This is a genomic window from Methylobacterium sp. FW306-05-D (assembly GCF_058782155.1).
Window position 1 is genome coordinate 1 of record NZ_JBYSXL010000082.1, and the last position, 17,794, is coordinate 17,794.

Annotated in this window: 16 protein-coding genes; 10 read left to right on the forward strand and 6 right to left on the reverse strand. The window is 73.3% G+C overall.

What is annotated here, in order from left to right:
* Positions 1-121: 121 nt before the first annotated feature.
* The 9 genes from AC3WLN_RS20375 to AC3WLN_RS20415 all read left to right on the forward strand — a co-directional run bounded on the left by AC3WLN_RS20375 (position 122) and on the right by AC3WLN_RS20415 (position 8,965).
* Complete coding sequence (locus tag AC3WLN_RS20375; RefSeq protein ID WP_492484305.1) at positions 122-1,645, forward strand: septal ring lytic transglycosylase RlpA family protein; 1,524 nt, start codon at positions 122-124, stop codon at positions 1,643-1,645.
* Between the two features lie 157 nt (positions 1,646-1,802).
* On the forward strand, positions 1,803-3,029 hold the full coding sequence (locus AC3WLN_RS20380) for a D-alanyl-D-alanine carboxypeptidase family protein (RefSeq protein WP_492484307.1): 1,227 nt from the start codon (positions 1,803-1,805) through the stop codon (positions 3,027-3,029).
* Complete coding sequence (gene tmk / locus AC3WLN_RS20385; RefSeq protein WP_492484309.1) at positions 3,026-3,754, forward strand: dTMP kinase; 729 nt, start codon at positions 3,026-3,028, stop codon at positions 3,752-3,754. The genes AC3WLN_RS20380 and tmk overlap by 4 nt, the downstream gene beginning before the upstream one ends.
* On the forward strand, positions 3,744-4,808 hold the full coding sequence (locus AC3WLN_RS20390; protein ID WP_492484311.1) for a DNA polymerase III subunit delta': 1,065 nt from the start codon (positions 3,744-3,746) through the stop codon (positions 4,806-4,808). Before tmk ends, AC3WLN_RS20390 begins: the two co-directional genes overlap by 11 nt.
* Before the next feature lie 192 nt (positions 4,809-5,000).
* Positions 5,001-6,575, forward strand: a complete 1,575-nt coding sequence (gene metG, locus AC3WLN_RS20395; protein ID WP_492484312.1) for a methionine--tRNA ligase — start codon at positions 5,001-5,003, stop codon at positions 6,573-6,575.
* Positions 6,576-6,626: 51 nt separating this feature from the next.
* Entirely contained in the window at positions 6,627-6,917 is a 291-nt protein-coding gene (locus AC3WLN_RS20400) for a BrnT family toxin (protein WP_492484314.1), read from the forward strand.
* Complete coding sequence (locus AC3WLN_RS20405) at positions 6,895-7,239, forward strand: BrnA antitoxin family protein (RefSeq protein WP_492484315.1); 345 nt, start codon at positions 6,895-6,897, stop codon at positions 7,237-7,239. The genes AC3WLN_RS20400 and AC3WLN_RS20405 overlap by 23 nt, the downstream gene beginning before the upstream one ends.
* 67 nt (positions 7,240-7,306) lie before the next feature.
* Positions 7,307-8,086 (forward strand): TatD family hydrolase, encoded by a 780-nt coding sequence (locus tag AC3WLN_RS20410; RefSeq protein ID WP_492484317.1) that lies wholly within the window; start codon positions 7,307-7,309, stop codon positions 8,084-8,086.
* A 72-nt stretch (positions 8,087-8,158) separates the two neighbouring features.
* Complete coding sequence (locus AC3WLN_RS20415; RefSeq protein WP_492484319.1) at positions 8,159-8,965, forward strand: MBL fold metallo-hydrolase; 807 nt, start codon at positions 8,159-8,161, stop codon at positions 8,963-8,965.
* Between the two features lie 44 nt (positions 8,966-9,009).
* Here the strand turns inward: AC3WLN_RS20415 and AC3WLN_RS20420 are convergent, their stop codons facing one another.
* The 4 genes from AC3WLN_RS20420 to AC3WLN_RS20435 all read right to left on the reverse strand — a co-directional run bounded on the left by AC3WLN_RS20420 (position 9,010) and on the right by AC3WLN_RS20435 (position 15,038).
* The gene (locus AC3WLN_RS20420) at positions 9,010-9,861 is read right to left on the reverse strand and encodes an SGNH/GDSL hydrolase family protein (protein WP_492484321.1); all 852 of its coding nucleotides are present in this window, start codon (positions 9,859-9,861) and stop codon (positions 9,010-9,012) included.
* A gap of 347 nt (positions 9,862-10,208) precedes the next feature.
* A complete protein-coding gene (locus tag AC3WLN_RS20425; RefSeq protein WP_492484322.1) occupies positions 10,209-10,712 on the reverse strand; it encodes a hypothetical protein in 504 nt (167 codons plus the stop codon).
* Positions 10,713-10,792: 80 nt separating this feature from the next.
* Positions 10,793-13,969 (reverse strand): efflux RND transporter permease subunit, encoded by a 3,177-nt coding sequence (locus tag AC3WLN_RS20430; protein ID WP_492484324.1) that lies wholly within the window; start codon positions 13,967-13,969, stop codon positions 10,793-10,795.
* Positions 13,959-15,038 carry an efflux RND transporter periplasmic adaptor subunit gene (locus AC3WLN_RS20435; RefSeq protein WP_492484326.1) on the reverse strand — a complete coding sequence of 360 codons (1,080 nt, stop codon included), beginning with the start codon at positions 15,036-15,038 and terminating at the stop codon, positions 13,959-13,961. The genes AC3WLN_RS20430 and AC3WLN_RS20435 overlap by 11 nt, the downstream gene beginning before the upstream one ends.
* Positions 15,039-15,319: 281 nt before the next feature.
* Here AC3WLN_RS20435 and AC3WLN_RS20440 point away from each other — a divergent pair, with 281 nt between their 5' ends.
* On the forward strand, positions 15,320-16,264 hold the full coding sequence (locus AC3WLN_RS20440; RefSeq protein WP_492484327.1) for a DMT family transporter: 945 nt from the start codon (positions 15,320-15,322) through the stop codon (positions 16,262-16,264).
* Between the two features lie 9 nt (positions 16,265-16,273).
* Here the strand turns inward: AC3WLN_RS20440 and AC3WLN_RS20445 are convergent, their stop codons facing one another.
* Positions 16,274-16,885, reverse strand: a complete 612-nt coding sequence (locus AC3WLN_RS20445; RefSeq protein ID WP_492484329.1) for a flavin reductase family protein — start codon at positions 16,883-16,885, stop codon at positions 16,274-16,276.
* A 10-nt stretch (positions 16,886-16,895) separates the two neighbouring features.
* Entirely contained in the window at positions 16,896-17,459 is a 564-nt protein-coding gene (locus tag AC3WLN_RS20450; RefSeq protein ID WP_492484331.1) for a nitroreductase family protein, read from the reverse strand.
* Between the last annotated feature and the right edge of the window lie 335 nt (positions 17,460-17,794).

Sequence of the window (17,794 nt, forward strand, 5' to 3'; positions counted from 1 at the left end):
AGTTCAACCCCAAGGGTCAGGCCGCCTCCGAGGGGGTTCGTCCGGTCCTGCTCTCGCCCGCCGGCGGTCCCCTCCAAGCGTAGCGTGTGGATCGGGGCGGGGGCTGGGGCGGATCATCGCGATGGCGCGTAAGACGAAGCCGGGACATCCGGGGCCGGCCCCGCTGCCGCTCTGGCGGCTGCTGGCGGTCTCGGCCGTGGCGCTCACCACCGCCAATTGCGCGCAGACTCCCCAGAAGTTCGCCGGGCCCGCGGGGAGCGGCTCCGGACTCGACCCGAAATACGGCGTCAAGGCCAGTCCGCGCCTCTACAACGAGGGCGACGTGATCCCGAAGGGGGGCGGGCGCCGCTTCTCGGGCAAGCCCTACGTGGTGGCCGGGCGCACCTACGTCCCGCGCGAGGACGCCAAGGGCTACGTCCGCGAGGGCCTGGCCTCCTGGTACGGCTCGGCCTTCCACGGGCGCATGACCGCCAACGGCGAGGTGTTCGACCGCCACTCCATCGCGGCGGCGCACCCGACCCTGCCGCTGCCGAGCTACGCCCGCGTCACCAACCTCGCCAACGGCCACTCGATGATCGTGCGGGTGAACGATCGCGGCCCCTATCACGCCAACCGCCTGATGGACGTCTCCGAGGAGGTGGCCGAGGCGCTCGAATTCCGCCGCAGCGGCACCGCCCGGGTCCGCGTCGAATATGCCGGCAAGGCCTCCACCGCCGGCAGCGACGACCGCAAGCTCCTCGCCACCCTGCGCACCGACGGCCAGCCCGCCGCCATCCGCGGCGCGGCGCCGGTCATGCTGGCCGATCTCGGTCCGGACGCGCCGCAGGGCTCCTCCGAGCGCCTCGCCCGGGCGAGCCGCCCGGCCCTGGCCTTCAAGGAGGCCGAGGACCGGCCGGCCGTCGAGGAGACCGTCGCGACCGAGGCGGCTCCCCGTCCGGTCAAGCCGACCCCCATCCTGGTGGCGAGCGCCGCCACCGTCGCGGTTCCGGCCGCACTGCAGCCGACGGCCGCACTGCAGCCGACGGCCGCGCGGGCCGACGGGTTCCGGCCCGTGCGGCACATGTCCGAGCCGCGCGAGACCCTGGCGGCCGCCCGGCCCGCGCCCCTCAGCCTGACCCCGCCGCCGCTGCGGCTCGCCGGGGCGCGGCCCGAGCCGCAGGCCGCGAGCCGCCTCGCCGCCGCGCCGACAACCGGCAAGGGGCCGGGAGCGCCGAAGCTCGCCCAGGCCGGTGCCGGCCCGGGCAAGGCCGACCCGCGCGGCGCCGCCCGCTTCGCCGCCGCTCCCGCCAGGCCGGCGGCCGACGCGCCTGCGTCCCGCACGGGCGCCCATGCCCAGCCCGCCGCCCGGATGGCGGACGCCAGGGCGATGGCCGGCGGCAAGACGGCCGGCACCAAGACGGCCGGGCCCGTGCTGCTCGCCAAGGCCGCGCCTCTCGGCAAGACCGCGCTTCTCGGCAAGACCGCGCCCTCGGGTCCGTCCGCCGCGGTGGCCCAGGTCGCCTCCGCCGCCAAGGTCGTCCCGGTGGCTAAGGTCGCCTCCGTCACCAAGGGCGCCCCGGCCGCCAAGGGCGTTTCCGCGGAGCGGGCGGCCGTCGCGGCCAAGGCGCCGGCCCGGACCCGCGCCCAGTTCGCCGAGGCCCGCTGAGCCGCACCGCGGCGCGTCGGCGGCCGTCGGGACGCATCGACGCGCGATGGAAATCGCACGCGATTTGCGTTCGATCTCGGCGCCGAATGCCTGTAACGTCACGCTTGATCGTGGGGGCGATGAGCGGGTCGGCGTGAGGCGGGGCGTGAGACAGGGTATGGGTGTGAGAGTGGTCCTCGCGGGTCGGAACGGATCGGGCCGCGCGGCGGTGTCGGGCCTCGTCCTCGCCGCGGCGCTGAGCCTGTTCGCGGCGGGCTCGGCCCTGGCCCAGAGCTTCCAGACGGCGGCGCCGCACGCGATCCTGATCGATGCCGATTCCGGCTCGGTGCTGTTCGAGAAGGGGGCCGACGAGCTCTTCTCCCCGGCCAGCATGGCCAAGCTGATGACCACCGAGATCGTGTTCAACGAGATCCGGCAGGGCCGGCTCACCATGGACTCGGAGTTCCAGATCACCGAGGACGCCTGGCGCCGGGGCGGGGCGGGGGGCGGCGGCTCCTCGATGTTCGCCCAGCTCAACAGCCGCATCAAGCTGTCCGACCTGCTGCGCGGCCTGATCGTGCAGTCGGGCAACGATGCCGCCATCGCCATCGGCGAGGGCATCGCCGGCTCGGAGGAGAATTTCGGGCGGATGATGACGGCCCGGGCCCGGGAGATCGGCCTGACGCGCTCGACCTTCCGCAACGCGACCGGCTATTCGGCCCCCGACCAGAAGGTGACCGCGCGCGATCTCGCCAAGCTCGCCCTGCACCTGATCGAGACCTATCCGGACCTGTACAAGATCTTCGCCGAGCGCGAGTTCACCTGGAACAAGATCAAGCAGCAGAACCGCAACCCGCTGCTCACTCTCGACATCGGCGCCGACGGCCTGAAGACCGGCTACCTCGAGGAATCCGGCTACGGCCTGACGGGCTCGGCGGTGCAGAACGGGCAGCGCCTGATCATGGTGGTGAGTGGCCTGAAGACCGCCCGCGACCGGGCGGCGGAATCGCGCAAGCTGATGGAGTGGGGCTTCCGCGCCTTCGAGCCGCGCCAGGTCTTCGGCGCCGGCGAGACCGTGGCGGAGGCCTCAGTCTATGGGGGCGCGGCCGGCAGCGTTCCGCTCGTCGCCAAGAAGGCCGTGCGGGTGCTGCTGCCGCGGGGCTCCGGCGACAAGATCACCGCCCGGGTCGTTTACCAGGGACCCCTGGTCGCCCCGGTGGAGCAGGGCCGCGAGGTCGGCCGCCTGCGCATCACCCGCGGCGACACCCAGGCCCTCGACCAGCCGCTCTATGCCGGCGACACCGTGGAGGCCGGCACCCTTCCGCAGCGGGCGCTCGACGCGGCCTGGGAGGTCGGCACCGGCCTGTTCCGCAAGGCGTTCGAGAAGGCCGGCGCGAAGTCGTGACGGCGCCCGGGACGCGGGGAGGGACCTTCATCACCTTCGAGGGCGGGGAGGGGGCCGGCAAGTCGACGCAGATCCGCCGCCTCGCCACGCAGCTCCGGGCCGAGTCCGGCCGCCCCGTGCTGACGACGCGCGAGCCCGGCGGCTCGCCCAAGGCCGAGCGCATCCGCGAGGCGCTGCTCGCCGGGCTGGCCAAGCCCTACGGCCCCTTCGCCGAGGCGCTGCTGTTCTCCGCCGCGCGGATCGACCATCTCGACACCCTGATCCGCCCGGCGCTGGCGCGGGGCGAGATCGTGCTCTGCGACCGCTTCGCCGACTCGACCCGGGCCTACCAGGGGGCGGCCGGCGGCCTCGACCCGGCCGTGCTGGCCGCCCTCGAGGGCGTCGTCGTCGGCCCGACCCGGCCCGACCTGACCCTGATCCTCGACTGCGACCCGGAGCTCGGGCTCGCCCGGGCGCGGGCGCGCCGCGACGCGGGGTCCGACGACGCGGTCGACCGCTTCGAGGCCGAGGCCCTGGCCTTCCACGCCCGCCTGCGCGCGGCCTTCCTCGCCGTCGCGGCGGAGGAGCCGGGGCGCTGCGCGGTCGTCAACGCCGCCCTGCCCGCCGACGCCGTCGAGGCCGCGATCCGCGCCGCGGTGGCCGAGCGCCTGCCCGGGCTGCTGCCGGCCCGCTCCGGCGACGCGCCGGGCGGCCGATCCGGGACGGAGCACGGCGATGCGGCCTGAGCGCGCCCCCGAGGATGTCGAGCCCGGCGACCTGACCGAGGTCCCGCGCCCGCGCGAGCAGGCCGACCTCGTCGGCCATGCCGAGGCCGAGGCCGCCTTCGTCGAGGCGATCGCCGCGGGGCGCCTGCACCACGCCTGGCTGATCGGCGGCCCACGCGGCATCGGCAAGGCGACGCTGGCCTACCGGGTCGCCCGCTGGCTCGTCGCCAACCCGGCGGCGCGGGGCGCGCCCGCGAGCCTCGCCGTCGATCCCGACCACCCGGCGGCGCGCCAGGTCGCGGCCCTGTCGCATCCCAACCTCGTGGCCCTGCGCCGGACCCGGGCCCCCAACGCCAAGACCCTGGCGACCCGGATCTCGGTGGATGCGGCCCGCGGCGCCCTCGCGCTCTTCGGCTCCACCGCCGGCAATGCGGGCTACCGCATCTGCATCGTCGACAGCGCCGAGGACCTCAACGCCAACAGCGCCAACGCCCTCCTCAAGATGGTGGAGGAGCCCCCGCCCCGCTGCCTGTTCCTCATCGTCAGCCACGCGCCGGGCCGGCTCCTGCCCACCATCCGCTCGCGCTGCCGGGCCCTGACCCTGCGCCCGCTCGCGCAAGACGACGTGGCGCGGGTGATCGGCGGCTTCGCGCCGCCCTTCGTCCAGCCCGGCGCCGAGGCGCTCGCCCGGGCGGCGCGGCTCTCGGAGGGCTCCGTCGCCGAGGCCGTCGCCCTGCTCGATCCGGCCCGGGCCGGCCTGGTCGCGGAGGTCGAGACCCTGCTCGCCCGCCTCGACCAGCCGGACTGGCGGCGCATCCTGGCCCTGGCCGAGAAGCTCTCGGCCCGCGAGTCCGACGAGCTCTTCGCGGCCAGCCTCGACACGGTCTTCCGCTTCGTCTCGGCCGAGCTCGACCGGCGCCGGCACGCGCCGCCCGCCCGCCTTGCGGCCCTGGTCGAGGTGTGTGACAAGATCGCCCGCGCCGCGCGGGAGGCCGCGACCTACAATCTCGACCGCCGGCCGCTGGTCCTGTCCCTGTTCGGCGACCTGGCCGGCGCGCTCCGCGACGCCGCCTGACGCGGCATGCTAAGCAGATTTCGCAGAAGCGGCCGCCGGTTTTGCGACAAAAATCTGCGACACAACAAGAGCCTAAGCTGACTTGCGTTGGTACCCCAACGCAAGTCAGCTTAGGCTTCCGCCGTCCTGTGATCCCAGGACCCGAGTCCGGGGCCTGATCCTGTGAACCCTGTATCCGGGGAACCCCTCGACGTGACCGCCACCGACCCGGCAACCGCGAAGACCTTCGGTCTCTCCACCGCGATCTCCTATCCCAACGGCGCGCCGCATATCGGCCACGCCTACGAGGTGATCGCCACGGACGCGATCGCCCGCTTCAAGCGCCTCGACGGCTACGACGTGCTGTTCTCCACGGGCACCGACGAGCACGGCGTCAAGATCCAGCAGACGGCCGCCAAGGCCGGGATCACCCCGCGCGAACTCGTCGACGACATGTCCGCGCGCTTCCGCGCCATGGCCGAGGCCCTGGGCTGCAGCCACGACCGCTTCATCCGCACCACCGAGCCCGCGCACTACGCCGCCGCCCAGGACCTGTGGCGCCGGATGGAGGCCAACGGCGACCTCTACCTGTCGAAATATGCCGGCTGGTACTCGGTGCGCGACGAGGCCTACTACGCCGAGGACGAGACCGAACTCGGCCCCGACGGCGCCCGGCGCTCCCGCGAGACCGGCACGCCCCTGACTTGGATGGAGGAGGAGAACTTCCTGTTCCGGCTCTCGGCCTACCAGGACCGGCTCCTCGCCCTCTACGAGGCCGAGCCCGATTTCATCGGCCCCGAGACCCGGCGCAACGAGGTGGCGAGCTTCGTGCGCTCCGGCCTCAAGGACTTCTCGGTGAGCCGCACCAACTTCGACTGGGGCGTGCCGGTGCCGGGGCATTCCGACCACGTCATGTACGTCTGGGTCGACGCGCTGACGAACTACCTCACCGTCACGGGCTTCCCCGACGCGGCCGACCCGCGGACGCGATTCTGGCCGATGGACCTGCACGTCATCGGCAAGGACATCGTCCGCTTCCACGCGGTGTACTGGCCGGCCTTCCTGATGTCGGCGGGGCTGCCGCTGCCCAAGCGCGTCTTCGGCCACGGCTTCCTGCTCTCCAAGGGCGAGAAGATGTCGAAGTCGCTGGGCAACGTCGTCGATCCGATGGACCTGATCGCCACCTACGGCGTCGACGCGCTGCGCCACTTCGTGCTGCGCGAGGTGCCCTTCGGCGGCGACGGCAACTACAGCCACGAGGCGATCATCACCCGCTACACGGCGGACCTCTCGAACGGGCTGGGCAACCTCGCCCAGCGCTCGCTCTCGATGATCGCCAAGAACTGTTCGGGGCTGGTCCCCGAGCACGGCACCTTTACGGACGACGACCGCGCCTTGCTGGCCCTGGCCGATGCCCTGCCGGGCACCGTGCGCGAGGCCATGGATCGGCTCGCCCTGCACACGGCGCTCGCCGAGATCTGGGCCGTGATCACGGCCGCCGACCGCTACTTCGACGCGCAGAAGCCCTGGGTGCTGCGGAAATCCGATCCGGCCCGGATGGCGGCCGCGCTCTACGTGGTGGCCGAGACCCTGCGGGCCATCGGCATCCTGGTGCAGCCCTTCATGCCGGGCTCCGGCGCCAAGCTCCTCGACCTCCTGGCCGTGCCGGCGGACCGGCGCCGGCTGGCCGATGTGGGGGAGGGCGGTCGCCTGGTGCCCGGCACGGCGCTCCCCGCCCCCGTCGGCCTGTTCCCGCGCTTCGTCGAGCCGGAGGCGCCTTCGTCCTGAGGGCTGGTCACGCAGGCTCCCGCGCACTACATTTCGTAACGACGGTGAGGGATGGGATTTCAATGGGACCCGGACAAGGATGCGGCCAATCAGGCCAAGCACCGGATCGGATTCCGACAGGCCGTCGAGGTCTTTCGCGGGTTTGTGCTGACCCGTGAGGACACGCGGCGCTCCTATGGCGAGCCGCGCTTCATCACCCTCGGGGCGTATGACGGGAGCGTGCTCTGCGTGATCCATACCCCGCGCGGGGACGATATCCGGATCATCTCGGCATGGAAGGCGGGACGGCATGAGCAGGAAGTCTACATCCAGGCCCGAAATGTCCGGATCCGAGATCTCTGAAACCCCGATCTCCGACTCCCCGACGACGGTGCGGTTCGACAGCCTCGATGCCATGCCACCCGCCGAGCCTCTGAGCACGGCTTTCAAGGCGATGAGCGACGACGAGGCCGCGCGCCGCGCCGCGCAGGATCCGGATGCGGGCGCGATTCCCCCCGGCTTCTGGGACAGGCTGCCGGTTGCCAGGCCCGAGACCAAGGAGCAGATCACCCTGCGCCTCGATCAGGAGGTACTGCGGCATTTCCGAAGTCTCGGCAAAGGCTACCAATCCCAGATCAACGCCGTGCTGAAGAGCTACGTCAGGGCGAAGGACGGCGCGGGCTGAGGCCCGGCTCTCCCGCGCTCCGAGCGGCCCGCCGGCCCCGAAACTCTCAGGAATTCCGAGTCCATCCATGCTGGTCGACAGCCATTGCCACCTGGATTTTCCGAACTTTTCGGAGGACCTGCCGGGCGTCATCGCCCGCGCCCGGTCCGCCGGCGTGACCCGGATGGTCACGATCTCCACCCGGGTCGCCAAGGCCCGGACCTACGAGGCCCTGTCGGAGGCGCACCCGGAGATCTGGCACACCATCGGCACCCACCCGGACGGGGCGGGCGATGAGCCCGACGTGCCGACCGCGGTCATCGTGGCGTGCGCGCAGCATCCCCGCTGCATCGGCATCGGCGAGGCGGGCCTCGACTTCCACTACGACAACGCCGCCCCCGAGGCGGTGCAGGAGCGCGTCTTCCGCCGTCACATCGCGGCCGCCCGCGAGACCGGCCTGCCGCTGGTCATCCATTCCCGCGACGCCGATGCGGAGATGGAGGCGATCCTGGTGGACGAGATGGCGCGCGGCACGTTCACGGCCGTCCTGCACTGCTTCTCGTCGGGCGCGCGCCTGGCCGAGGTCGGCGTCGAACTCGGCTTCTGCGTGTCCTTCTCGGGCATCGTCACCTTCCGGCGCTCGCACGACCTGCGGGCGATCGCCCGGTCGGTGCCGCCCGACCGCCTCCTGGTGGAGACCGACGCCCCGTTCCTGGCGCCCGAGCCGCATCGCGGCCGCACCAACGAGCCGGCCTATACGGCGGACACGGCCCGCGCCCTCGCCCAGACCCTCGCGATGGAGTTTTCGGACTTCGCTGCGCTGACGACGGCCAATTTCCACCGCCTGTTCCACAAGGCCGCGGGCTGAGCCGGGCAGGGGGGCCGGATCGGGCGTGACAGGCCCCGGCCCGCTCCGGTACCAACGGGGGCGGAGGTGCCGATGGGCGCATTGCGATTGACGATCCTCGGCTGCGGCTCGTCCGGCGGCGTGCCCCGCGTGGGCTACGGCTGGGGAGCCTGCGACCCGGCCGAGCCGCGGAACCGGCGCCGGCGCTGCTCGCTCCTGGTGGAGCGCCAGGGCGGGGCCGGGGCGGCCACCACCCTCCTGGTCGACACCGCGCCGGACCTGCGCGAGCAATTGCTCGACGCGGCGGTCCAGCGCCTCGACGCCATCCTGTTCACCCATGCCCATGCCGACCACACCCACGGCATCGACGACGTGCGGGCCCTCGTGATCCACATGCGCCGGCGCATCCCGGTCTTCGCCGATGCCCGGACGCGCGGCCTCCTGGCGGCGCGGTTCGGCTACTGCTTCGAGACGCCGCCCGGCAGCGAGTACCCGCCGATCCTCGACCTGCACGACCTGGCGGAGGGGGAGGCGATGCGGGTGGAGGGCCCGGGCGGTGCGCTCACGGCCCTGCCCTTCGGCCTGGAGCACGGCAACGAGGCGGCTCTCGGCTTCCGCTTCGGCCCCGCGGCCTACGCCCCCGACGTCAGCCTGATGCCGGAGGCGTCGCAGGCCCGGCTGCACGGCCTCGACCTGCTGATCATCGATGCCCTGCGGGAGACCCCGCACCCGACCCACTACTCGGTCTCGGACGCCCTGGCGCTGATCGAGACGGTGCGTCCGCGCCGGGCGATCCTGACCAATCTGCACACGGATCTCGACTACGCGACCCTGGCGGCCAAGCTGCCGCCGAACGTCGTGCCGGCCCATGACGGCCTGAGCGTCACGCTGGACCTGTGAGGCGCGCGGAGGAGGGCGGTCCCGGCCGCCTCCCCGGTCGGGCCTCAGTTCTGGGTGTTGGCGTCCTGCGGCAGGCCGGCATTGGCCAGGATCTGCGCCGTGGCGGCGCGGGCCAGGCGGTCGTAGCCCGCATCGGTCATGTGCAGGCCGTCCGGGCCGATCATCTGGGTCGGGGACAGCAGCCCCTGCGCGGCCCAGGCCCGCATCATCGCGTTGCGGCGGATCACCGGCACGTTGAGTTCGGTGGCGATGGCATGCAGGGCGACGCCGTAGGCCTCGGCCCCGTCGGTGGTCGAGAGCTTCTTGCACCATTGCTGGTCCATCAGGACCACGTCCGCCCCGGTGGCCCGCATGGCGAGGATGCCGGCGCGGGTGAGTTCGGTGAAGCGCGCGACGCTGACGCCGCTCATCGGATCGTTGCTGCCGGTCTGCCAGATCACGAGGTCCGGCTTGTCGGCGAGCACGTCGCGCTCCAGCCGCCGGGCCATGGCCTCGGAATCGTCGCCGCCCTTGCCGCGGTTCAGCACCGTGACGGAGGAGTTCTCCGCATCCGTCACGCCGAGCCGGGCCGCGAGGTCGCGCTGGAGCTGGGCCGGGTAGGTGGTGGCCGGCGAGGAGGCGCCCGAGCCCTCGGTCGAGGACGAGCCGAAGGCCACGATGCGGATGGCCTGGCCCTGGGCGATGAGGCCGGCCAGGCGGGGCAGGCGGGCGAGGGCGCGGCGCGGGATCGCCGTCCGGACGACCGGCCGGGCCGCGCCCTCCGTCGCGATGGCCTGGGGGGGCTGCACCAGGTCGGGGCGCTGCGGCTCGGCCTGCGCGCCGGTGGCGAACGTGACGGACCCGAAGGCCAGCAGGGCCAGGCTCAGGGCAGCGGAGGGGCGCGCAAGGATCGGCATCGCGTTCGCTTTGGAGAGGATCGATTCGGACGGGCGACCGTTCGGACAGTGCCCGGTATCATGTATTATGAGGAGGAATTGTGACGTCCGCCAGCGGTTTAGCATCGCTGGCGGCCGCGAGGGGCTGGGAACTGGCAACGGCGTGAATCGCCGGTGTGGAGATTGCATGAATACCCGGTGTCGGGAATGGGTGAACTCTTCGTCTGTCCGGGCCCCCTGCCCCGGATTCATGCGGCGCAGGTTCCATAATATATCTTATGCGAACGGCGTTCCTGGGCTGTCGGACGGGGTCTGGGGCCGGTTCCCGAGCCGCGTCCCAAGCCGGTTCCTGAGCCCTCTTGGGCCCGTCAGCGGATCCAGATCTTCACCGCGTACTCCGCCGCCGTGCCGTCCGGGTTGATGGTGAGGATGCGGGTGGTGTCGAGACCCTCGATGCCCTCCTCCGTCTCGTAGGTCATCCGCAGGCCCGGCACCTTCCGGGCGTTGCACGGCGCCAGCGGCGAGCCCGGCGCGTAGCGCGGGAAGGACTCGGCCGGGGCGAACGTCACCGTGCCGCGGCGCGGGGGCTCCAGGATGCGGGCCACCACCGGCCCCTGGGACGCGCAGTCGGGATAGAGGTAGGCGAAGAAGGCGATGCCCCGCGCCTCGCCCTTCGGCACGACCCGGGCCATCGGAAAGACCTGGATCGGCATAGGACTGCCCGGCGCGGGGCTGCCCGGTGCGGATTCGCCCCGCGCAGAATCGCCCGGCGTCGCCTCGACCGGCGGTGCCACCGGCACCTCGAGGGCCCGGGCGGCGGGCACGCTCCAGAGGACCGGGACCAGGAGGAGGGAGAACGGCGTCGGGCGCATGACGGACTCCGGTGGGCGGGCGCCTACGGGCGGGGCTTGGCCGCGCCGCCGGCCCAGGATGGCGGGCCGGCGAGGGCGCCTCAGGCCACCGGCTGAAGCGCCCTGCCCTGCGGCGCCCCGAAGCGCGCGAAGCGCAGGGCCAGGGTCGGCAGGATGAGGAGGTTGAGCACCGTCGAGGTGGCGAGGCCGCCCAGGATGACGATGGCCATCGGACCCTCGATCTCGCGGCCGGGCTCGCCGGCCCCGAGGGCGAGGGGCAGGAGGCCCAGCCCGGTCACGAGGGAGGTCATCAGGATCGGCACCATCCGGTCGGCGGCCCCGAGCACCGCCGTGTCCCGGTCCCAGGCCTGCCCCTCCTCCACCACGAGGTGCTCGTAATGGGCGATCATCATGATGGTGTTGCGCAGGGAGATCCCGAACAGGGTCACGAAGCCCACGATCGAGCCCAGCGACAGCACCGCCCCGGTGGCGAAGACCGCGAGCACCCCGCCCACGAAGGCGAAGGGCAGGTTGACCAGCACCAGCATCAGGTTGCGCAGGCTCCCCGTGACGATGGCGAGCAGCAGCACGATGCCGAGGCCGGCCAGCCCCGAATAGACCAGGAGGTCGCGCCGGGCCCGCGCCTGCGCCTCGGCCGAGCCGGCGAAGCCCACATAGGTGCCGGGGGGCAGGGCGACCTCGCGGGCGATCTTGCGCCGGGCATCGGCCACGAAGCCGGCCACGTCGCGCCCCGTCACGTTGGCGGTGACCGCCTGGACCCGCTGCGCGCCCTCGTGCTGGACCTGGTAGCGGCCGGAGGTCTCGTAGATGTCCGCCACCTGCGCGAGGCGCACCACCCGGCCGCCGGAGCCGCGCAGGGGCAGGTCGGCGAGGGCCGAGAGCCGGCCCCGCGTGGCGGAATCGAGGATGACGAGGACGTTGAACACCGCGTTGCCCGCATAGGTCTGGCCGACGATGTCGCCCTGGTAGGCGGTGCGCACCACCTCCATGACCTCGATGGCCGAGAGGCCCCAGTGGCGCAGGTCGTTGGGCCTCAGGCCCACATTGACCTGGGGCAGGCCGGCCGGGGAGCTCTGCTGGATGTCGACCGCGCCCCGGACCTCGGCGAGCTCGCGGGCGATGTCGCGGGCGGCGGTCTCGATGGCGGAGAGATCGGTGCCGAAGACGTTGATCACCACCGGCGCGGTGAAGCCCGAGACCGTCTCCTCGATCCGCTCGGTGAGGAAGGTCTTGAGGGAGAAGGCGGCCCCGGGGAAGCCCGCCATCACGGCCCGGATCCGGGCCTCCGCCGCCCCCTGCCCCGCCCCGTCGAGGCCGGGCTCCAGGTCGATGTGGATCTCGCTGTAATGGGTGCCGGCGGTGTCCTGGCCCGCCTCGGCCCGGCCGATCTGCGAGGCGACCGCCCGGATGCCCGGGATCTCCTTGAGGGCGGCGGTGATGCGGGTGCCCAGCCGCAGGGATTCCTGCAGCGAGGTGCCGGGGGCGGCCGCCATGTGCAGGATCAGGTGGCCCTCCTTGAGGTCGGGCAGGAAGGTCGAGCCGAAGAACGGCACCAAGGCGGCCCCCAGGAGGGTGACGAGGAGGCCGCAGGCCATGACGAGGCGCGGGAAGCGGTCGATCCGGGTCAACAGGCGGGCGTAGAGGCGGCGCGCGGCGCGCATCACCGGCGGCTCCTCGGTCGAGGCCTCGCGCCGGTTCGTCAGCAGCCACATCGCCAGCGCCGGGGTCACCGTGAGGGCGACGGCCAGCGAGGCCACCACCGCGAGGATGTAGGCCAGGCTCAGGGGGCCGAACAGCCGGCCGGCGATGCCCGACAGGGCGAGCACGGGCAGGAACACCAGCAGCACCGCGATGGTGGCGTAGGCCACCGCCGTGCGCACCTCCAGGATGGCGTCGAGGACCACCCGCCCCTCGGGCCGCGGGCCGCCGAGGCGGCGGTTCTCGCGCAGGCGCCGGACCACGTTCTCGACGCCGATCACCGCGTCGTCGACCACCTCGCCGATGGCGATGGCGAGGCCGCCCAGCGTCATGGTGTTGAGGCTCTCGCCCAGCGCCTGGAGCGCCACCACGGCGGCGATGAGCGAGAGCGGGATCGCCAGCGCCGAGATCACGGCGGTGCGCCAGTCGTAGAGGAAGACGAACAGCACCACGACCACCAGGATGCCGCCGAGCCCGAGGGCCTGGAGCACGTTGCCGTTGGCGATGGCGATGAAGTTGGCCGGGCGGAACAGGTCGGCGTGCAGGGTCACGCCCTCGCGCGACAGGGCCGGGCGCAGCTCCTCCAGGGCGGCCTCGACCCGGGCGGTGACCGCGCGGGTGTTGGCGCCGTACTGGGCGCCGACCATGAGGAGCACCCCGGGCCGGCCGTCCACCAGGGCGGCGCCGATCGCCGGCTCGCCGGTGGCGACCACGGTGGCGACGTCCGCCAGGGTCACGCTGGCCCCGCCCTCGTTGATCAGCACCGTGCGCGAGACCGCCTCGGGGCTGAGCGACTGGCCGTCGGTCTGGAGGGCGATGCGCTGGTTGGCCGTATCGACGAAGCCGGCCCCGCGCACGCCGGTGGCCTTGCGGGCGGCGGCGAGCACGTCGTTGACGCCGACGTTGAAGCGCACGAGGTCGTTGGGGCGGATCTGCACCTGCAGCGAGCGCACCGCGCCGCCATAGACCGAGACCTGGGCGATGCCCGGCACGGCGAGGAGGCGCAGGCGGACGGTCCAGTCCGCCAGGGTGCGCAGGTCCATGTCGGAGCGGCTCTCGGTGGTCAGGCCGACGAGCAGCACCGTGCTGGTGGCGGAGGTCAGCGCCGTCATCGCCGGCGGCAGCACCCCTTGCGGCAGGCGGCCGGCCAGCGCCGTCAGCCGCTCGGTGACGAGCTGGCGCACCCGGTAGATGTCGCTGCCGGCCCCGAAGGTCACGGTGATCACCGACAGGCCCTGGATCGAGCTCGACCGGAGCGAGACCACCCCCGGCAGGCCGTTGACCGCCACCTCCACGGGCTGGGTCACCAGCACCTCGACCTGTTCCGGGTTGAGGCCCGGGGCCTCGGTCTGGATCACCACGGCGGGCGGGGCGAATTCCGGGAAGACGTCGTACTGGGCGTCGGCCAGCACGACGACGCCGTAGCCGGCCAGCGCCAGGCTGAGCGCCAGGACGATGCCGCGGAAGCGCACCGCGAAGGCGACCAGGGCCGCCTGGGGGCCGCCGTGACCCTGCGCCCCGGAACGCCCCGGTTCGGGACTGTGCGCCTCAATCGTCATCGACGCCGCCCGAGACCTGCAACTGGCTCTTCATCTCCTCGGAGAGGAGCGCCTGGGCGCCGGCGAGCACGATCTCGGTGCCGCCGGGCAGGTCCTCCACCACGTAGGCGTCGGCCGACATCGGCGGGTCGGCCTTCAGGCGGTGGCGGGCGAAGGCGTCGGGCCCCACCGCCCGGTAGATCCAGGCGCCCCCCTGCCAGTGCACCACCGCCTCCTCGGGCACGCTGAGGCCCGTCACGCTGCGGTCCGCCGCCAGGAAGGCGAGCATGCTCATGCCGGGCAGGAAGCCGCTGTCGCCCGGCACGGTGTAGAAGAAGCTCAGGCCCTGGATGCGCGGGTCCGTGCGGGTCGCGGGGGAGACGTAGGTCAGGGCGACCCGCGCGCTCTGGGGCGGCACCTCGGCGAAGGCCGCCGCCGGCGGGCCCTTCAGGCCCTCGCCCGGGGGCAGGGTGACCTGCACCAGGAAGTCGGTCCGCTCGATCAGCCGGGTGATGGTGGCCGAGCGCTCGACGATGGCCCGGCCGATCACCGGCCCCCATTCCTGCTGGGCGGTGGCCGAGAGGGTGCGCACCTGCGATTCCGCCGCCGCCAGGGCGGCCTGGTCGGTCTGGGCGGTGCCCCCCGCGGTCTCGAGCTGCACGGTGGTGGCGTATTGACCGAGCGACCTCGCCCGCTGCAGGGCGCTGCGCGAGACCTCGGCCCGGGCCTGGGCGGTCTGGAGGGCGGCCCGGGCGCTGGCATAGGCGTTGGTCAGGTCGGTGACCCGGGCGAGGTCGAGGACGCTGCCATAGGCCTGCAGTTCCTCCCGGTGCTCGGCGAGCGGCCGGGCCTCGGTGACGATGCCGATGCGGGCGCGCTCGGCGGCCGAGAGGCGCACCACGGTGCGGCCCTCCTCCACGGCGGTGCGCTGGGCCGGCAGGTGCGCGGGTTTCGCCGCCCCGGGTCTGGCCTGGAGCGCCGCGAGGCGCTCGCGCGCCTCGCCGAGGAGGGCAGCGCCCTGGGGCGAGACGGCGAGGCCGCCGAGGCCGGCCGCCGCGAGGCCGGCGAGGAGGAGGGATCGCCACGTCACCGGATGTCTCGCCCTCCCCGATTGGTCCGCGGCCGTGTCGCCGCCGCGTTCCGGGCCGGCATAACCTTATCCACCGGCATAGGGAATCGGCGCGCCCGTCGATAGCGCGGGCGGATCGATAGCGGGGGATGGGTGCGGCCCCTGGGGGACGCCAGCGGCGGAGGCGGGCGGATTTCGATGGCGGTGTTGCGCCGGGCGGCCTGTCCCCGCGCGGCGCGGCGGGCTATCCCCGCCCGCGTCGGCCGGCCGCGAGCCCGGCCGGAGCCCAGGGAGATCCGCCCATGCGCGTCCCGGAGACGCCCGCCGGACGCGCGGCCGAGCCGGCGGCCGCGGCCGAGTCGGCCGCCGCCTACCCGCTCCTCGTGTTCACGATGCTGCTCTGGGGCGGCAACGTGGTGGCCAGCAAGTGGGCGGCGGGCGAGGTCTCGCCCCAGGTGCTCACCTGCCTGCGCTGGGCCTTCGCCTGCCTCGCCCTGGTTCTGCCGGCCCGGGCCGGCCTCGTGGCGGAGTGGGACCGGCTCAAGCGCCACTGGCGCTACGTGCTGCTGATGGGGGCCTGCGGCTACACCCTCTATGCCAGCCTGTTCTACGCCGCCGGCCTGTTCACCAGCGGCATCAACATCGCCCTGTTCCAGGGGGCGATCCCGGTCCTCGTCATCCTGATCAACTATCTGGTCCACCGGGTGGCGGTGACGGGCGCGCAGCTCCTCGGCGTGGCCGTCACGCTCGCGGGCGCCGTGGTGGCGGCCACCCACGGCGACTGGCGGGTGCTCGCCACCTTCGCCTTCAACCGGGGCGACGTGCTGATGCTGGTCGCCTGCCTGCTCTATGCCGGCTACACCGTGGCGCTCGCGCGCAGGCCGAAGGTCTCGGGCCTGAGCTTCTTCACCGCGGTGGCGCTCTCGGCCCTCGTGACCTCCCTGCCGCCGCTCTACGCCGAATGGGCGCTGGGCCACACGATCTGGCCGACGCGCAAGGGCTGGGCCATCGTGCTGTTCGTGGCGCTCGGGCCCTCGCTCATCGCGCAGCTCGCCTTCATGCGCGGCGTCGAGCTGATCGGCCCGAACCGGGCCGGTCTCTTCGTCAACCTGGTGCCGATCTTCGGGGCCGGCCTCGCCATCCTGCTGGTGGGCGAGCCCGTCCGCTGGCACGACGCCCTGGCGCTGGCCCTCGTCATCGGCGGCATCGCCATCGCGGAGAGGCTGGGGCGGCGACGGGTGGCTTAGCCGAGTGGCCTACCCGCCCCCGCCGGCCGGCCGGCGCAGCTCGAACCGGGTCTCCGATTCGGCGGTGAAGTAGTCGAAGTAGCCGCCGCGCAGGATCGGCCGCATGGCGCCGGTGTCGACGCGGCCGTCCGTGATGAAGCGGTCGTCGATGTAGATCGAGACCACCTGCCCGATCACCAGGAAGTGCGAGGCGTCGCTGCCGTCGAGCGGCGTCAGCGGCACGGTCTGCAGCCACTTGCACTCCAGGGCGGCCGGCGATTCGGCGACCCGGGGCGGGCGCACCTTTCGCGAGGGCGCCGGGGTCAGGCCCGCATAGGCGAACTCACTCGTCCCCCGGGGCAGGGGCGCCGAGGTGGCGTTCACCGCCTCGCGCAGGTCGTAGGTGGCGAGGTTGCAGACGAACTCGCCGCCCTCCTCCGCGAAGGTCATGGCGTCCTTGCGCCCGGCCGAGGAGAACATGACCATGTCGGGCCCGGCCGCCACGGCGTTGAAGTAGGAATAGGGCGCGAGGTTCACGGCGCCCTCGCGGTTCATCGCGCTGATCCAGCCGATCGGGCGCGGGGCCACCAGGGCCTTCAGCGGGTTGTGCGGCAGGCCCTTGGTCTCGGCGTCGTAATGCATGGGATGCCCCTCAGAGCCGGGTGACGATGTCGGCCAGCGCCGGGCGGGGCCGGTCGGGCGGCACCTCCTGCGCGCGCCCGATATGGATGAAGCCCGCGAGGCGCTCGCCGGGCTCGAGGCCGAGGACGTCGAGGATGCGGGAATCGTAGGCGAACCACTCGGTGAGCCAGGCGGTGGCGTAGCCCGCGGCGTTGGCCGCCACCACGAGGTTCATCGCCACGGCGCCGGCCGAGAGCACCTGCTCCCATTCGGGGATCTTGACGTGGGGGCCGGCCCCCGCGACCACCGCCACCACGAGGGGGGCGAGCGCGAGGCGGTTGCGCTCCAGGTCGAGGCGGGCGGCGTCGGCCTCCGGGTGGTCGGCCGCATAGGCCGCCGCGATGGTCTCGCCGATGCGGGTCCGGGCCTCGCCGGCGATCACCAGGAAGCGCCAGGGGGCCAGCTTGCCGTGGTCCGGCACGCGCGACGCGATGGTCAGGATCGCGTCGAGTTCGGCCGCGTCCGGGCCCGGCTCAGCGAGGCGCAGCGGCGGGACCGAGCGGCGGGTGCGCAGGAGATCGAGGGTGGCGTTCATGGCGTCCCTGGAGCAGGATCGGGCGAAGGGGGGCGGGGCCTCGCACCCGGAGGGCCGGCCCCCGGGCCGGGGCGGCCTTGCCGCCGCCATGGTCCGGTTCCAGAGGGCGGGCACCGGGCGCGGCGGCCGCCCGTGACATGGCGCGTCGGCGGCGGATTGGCAACGCCGGCGGGGCGCCCCGGTCGGGATTGGGAGGTGCGGGATGGCGCGGGCAGGATACGGATCGGTCTGGCTGGGCTGCGCCCTCCTCCTCGGCGGTCCCCCCGGACCCGCCGCGGCGCAGGACGGCAACGCCTTCCACAACCGGATCGGGCCCAACCTCCCCTCCCCCCCCC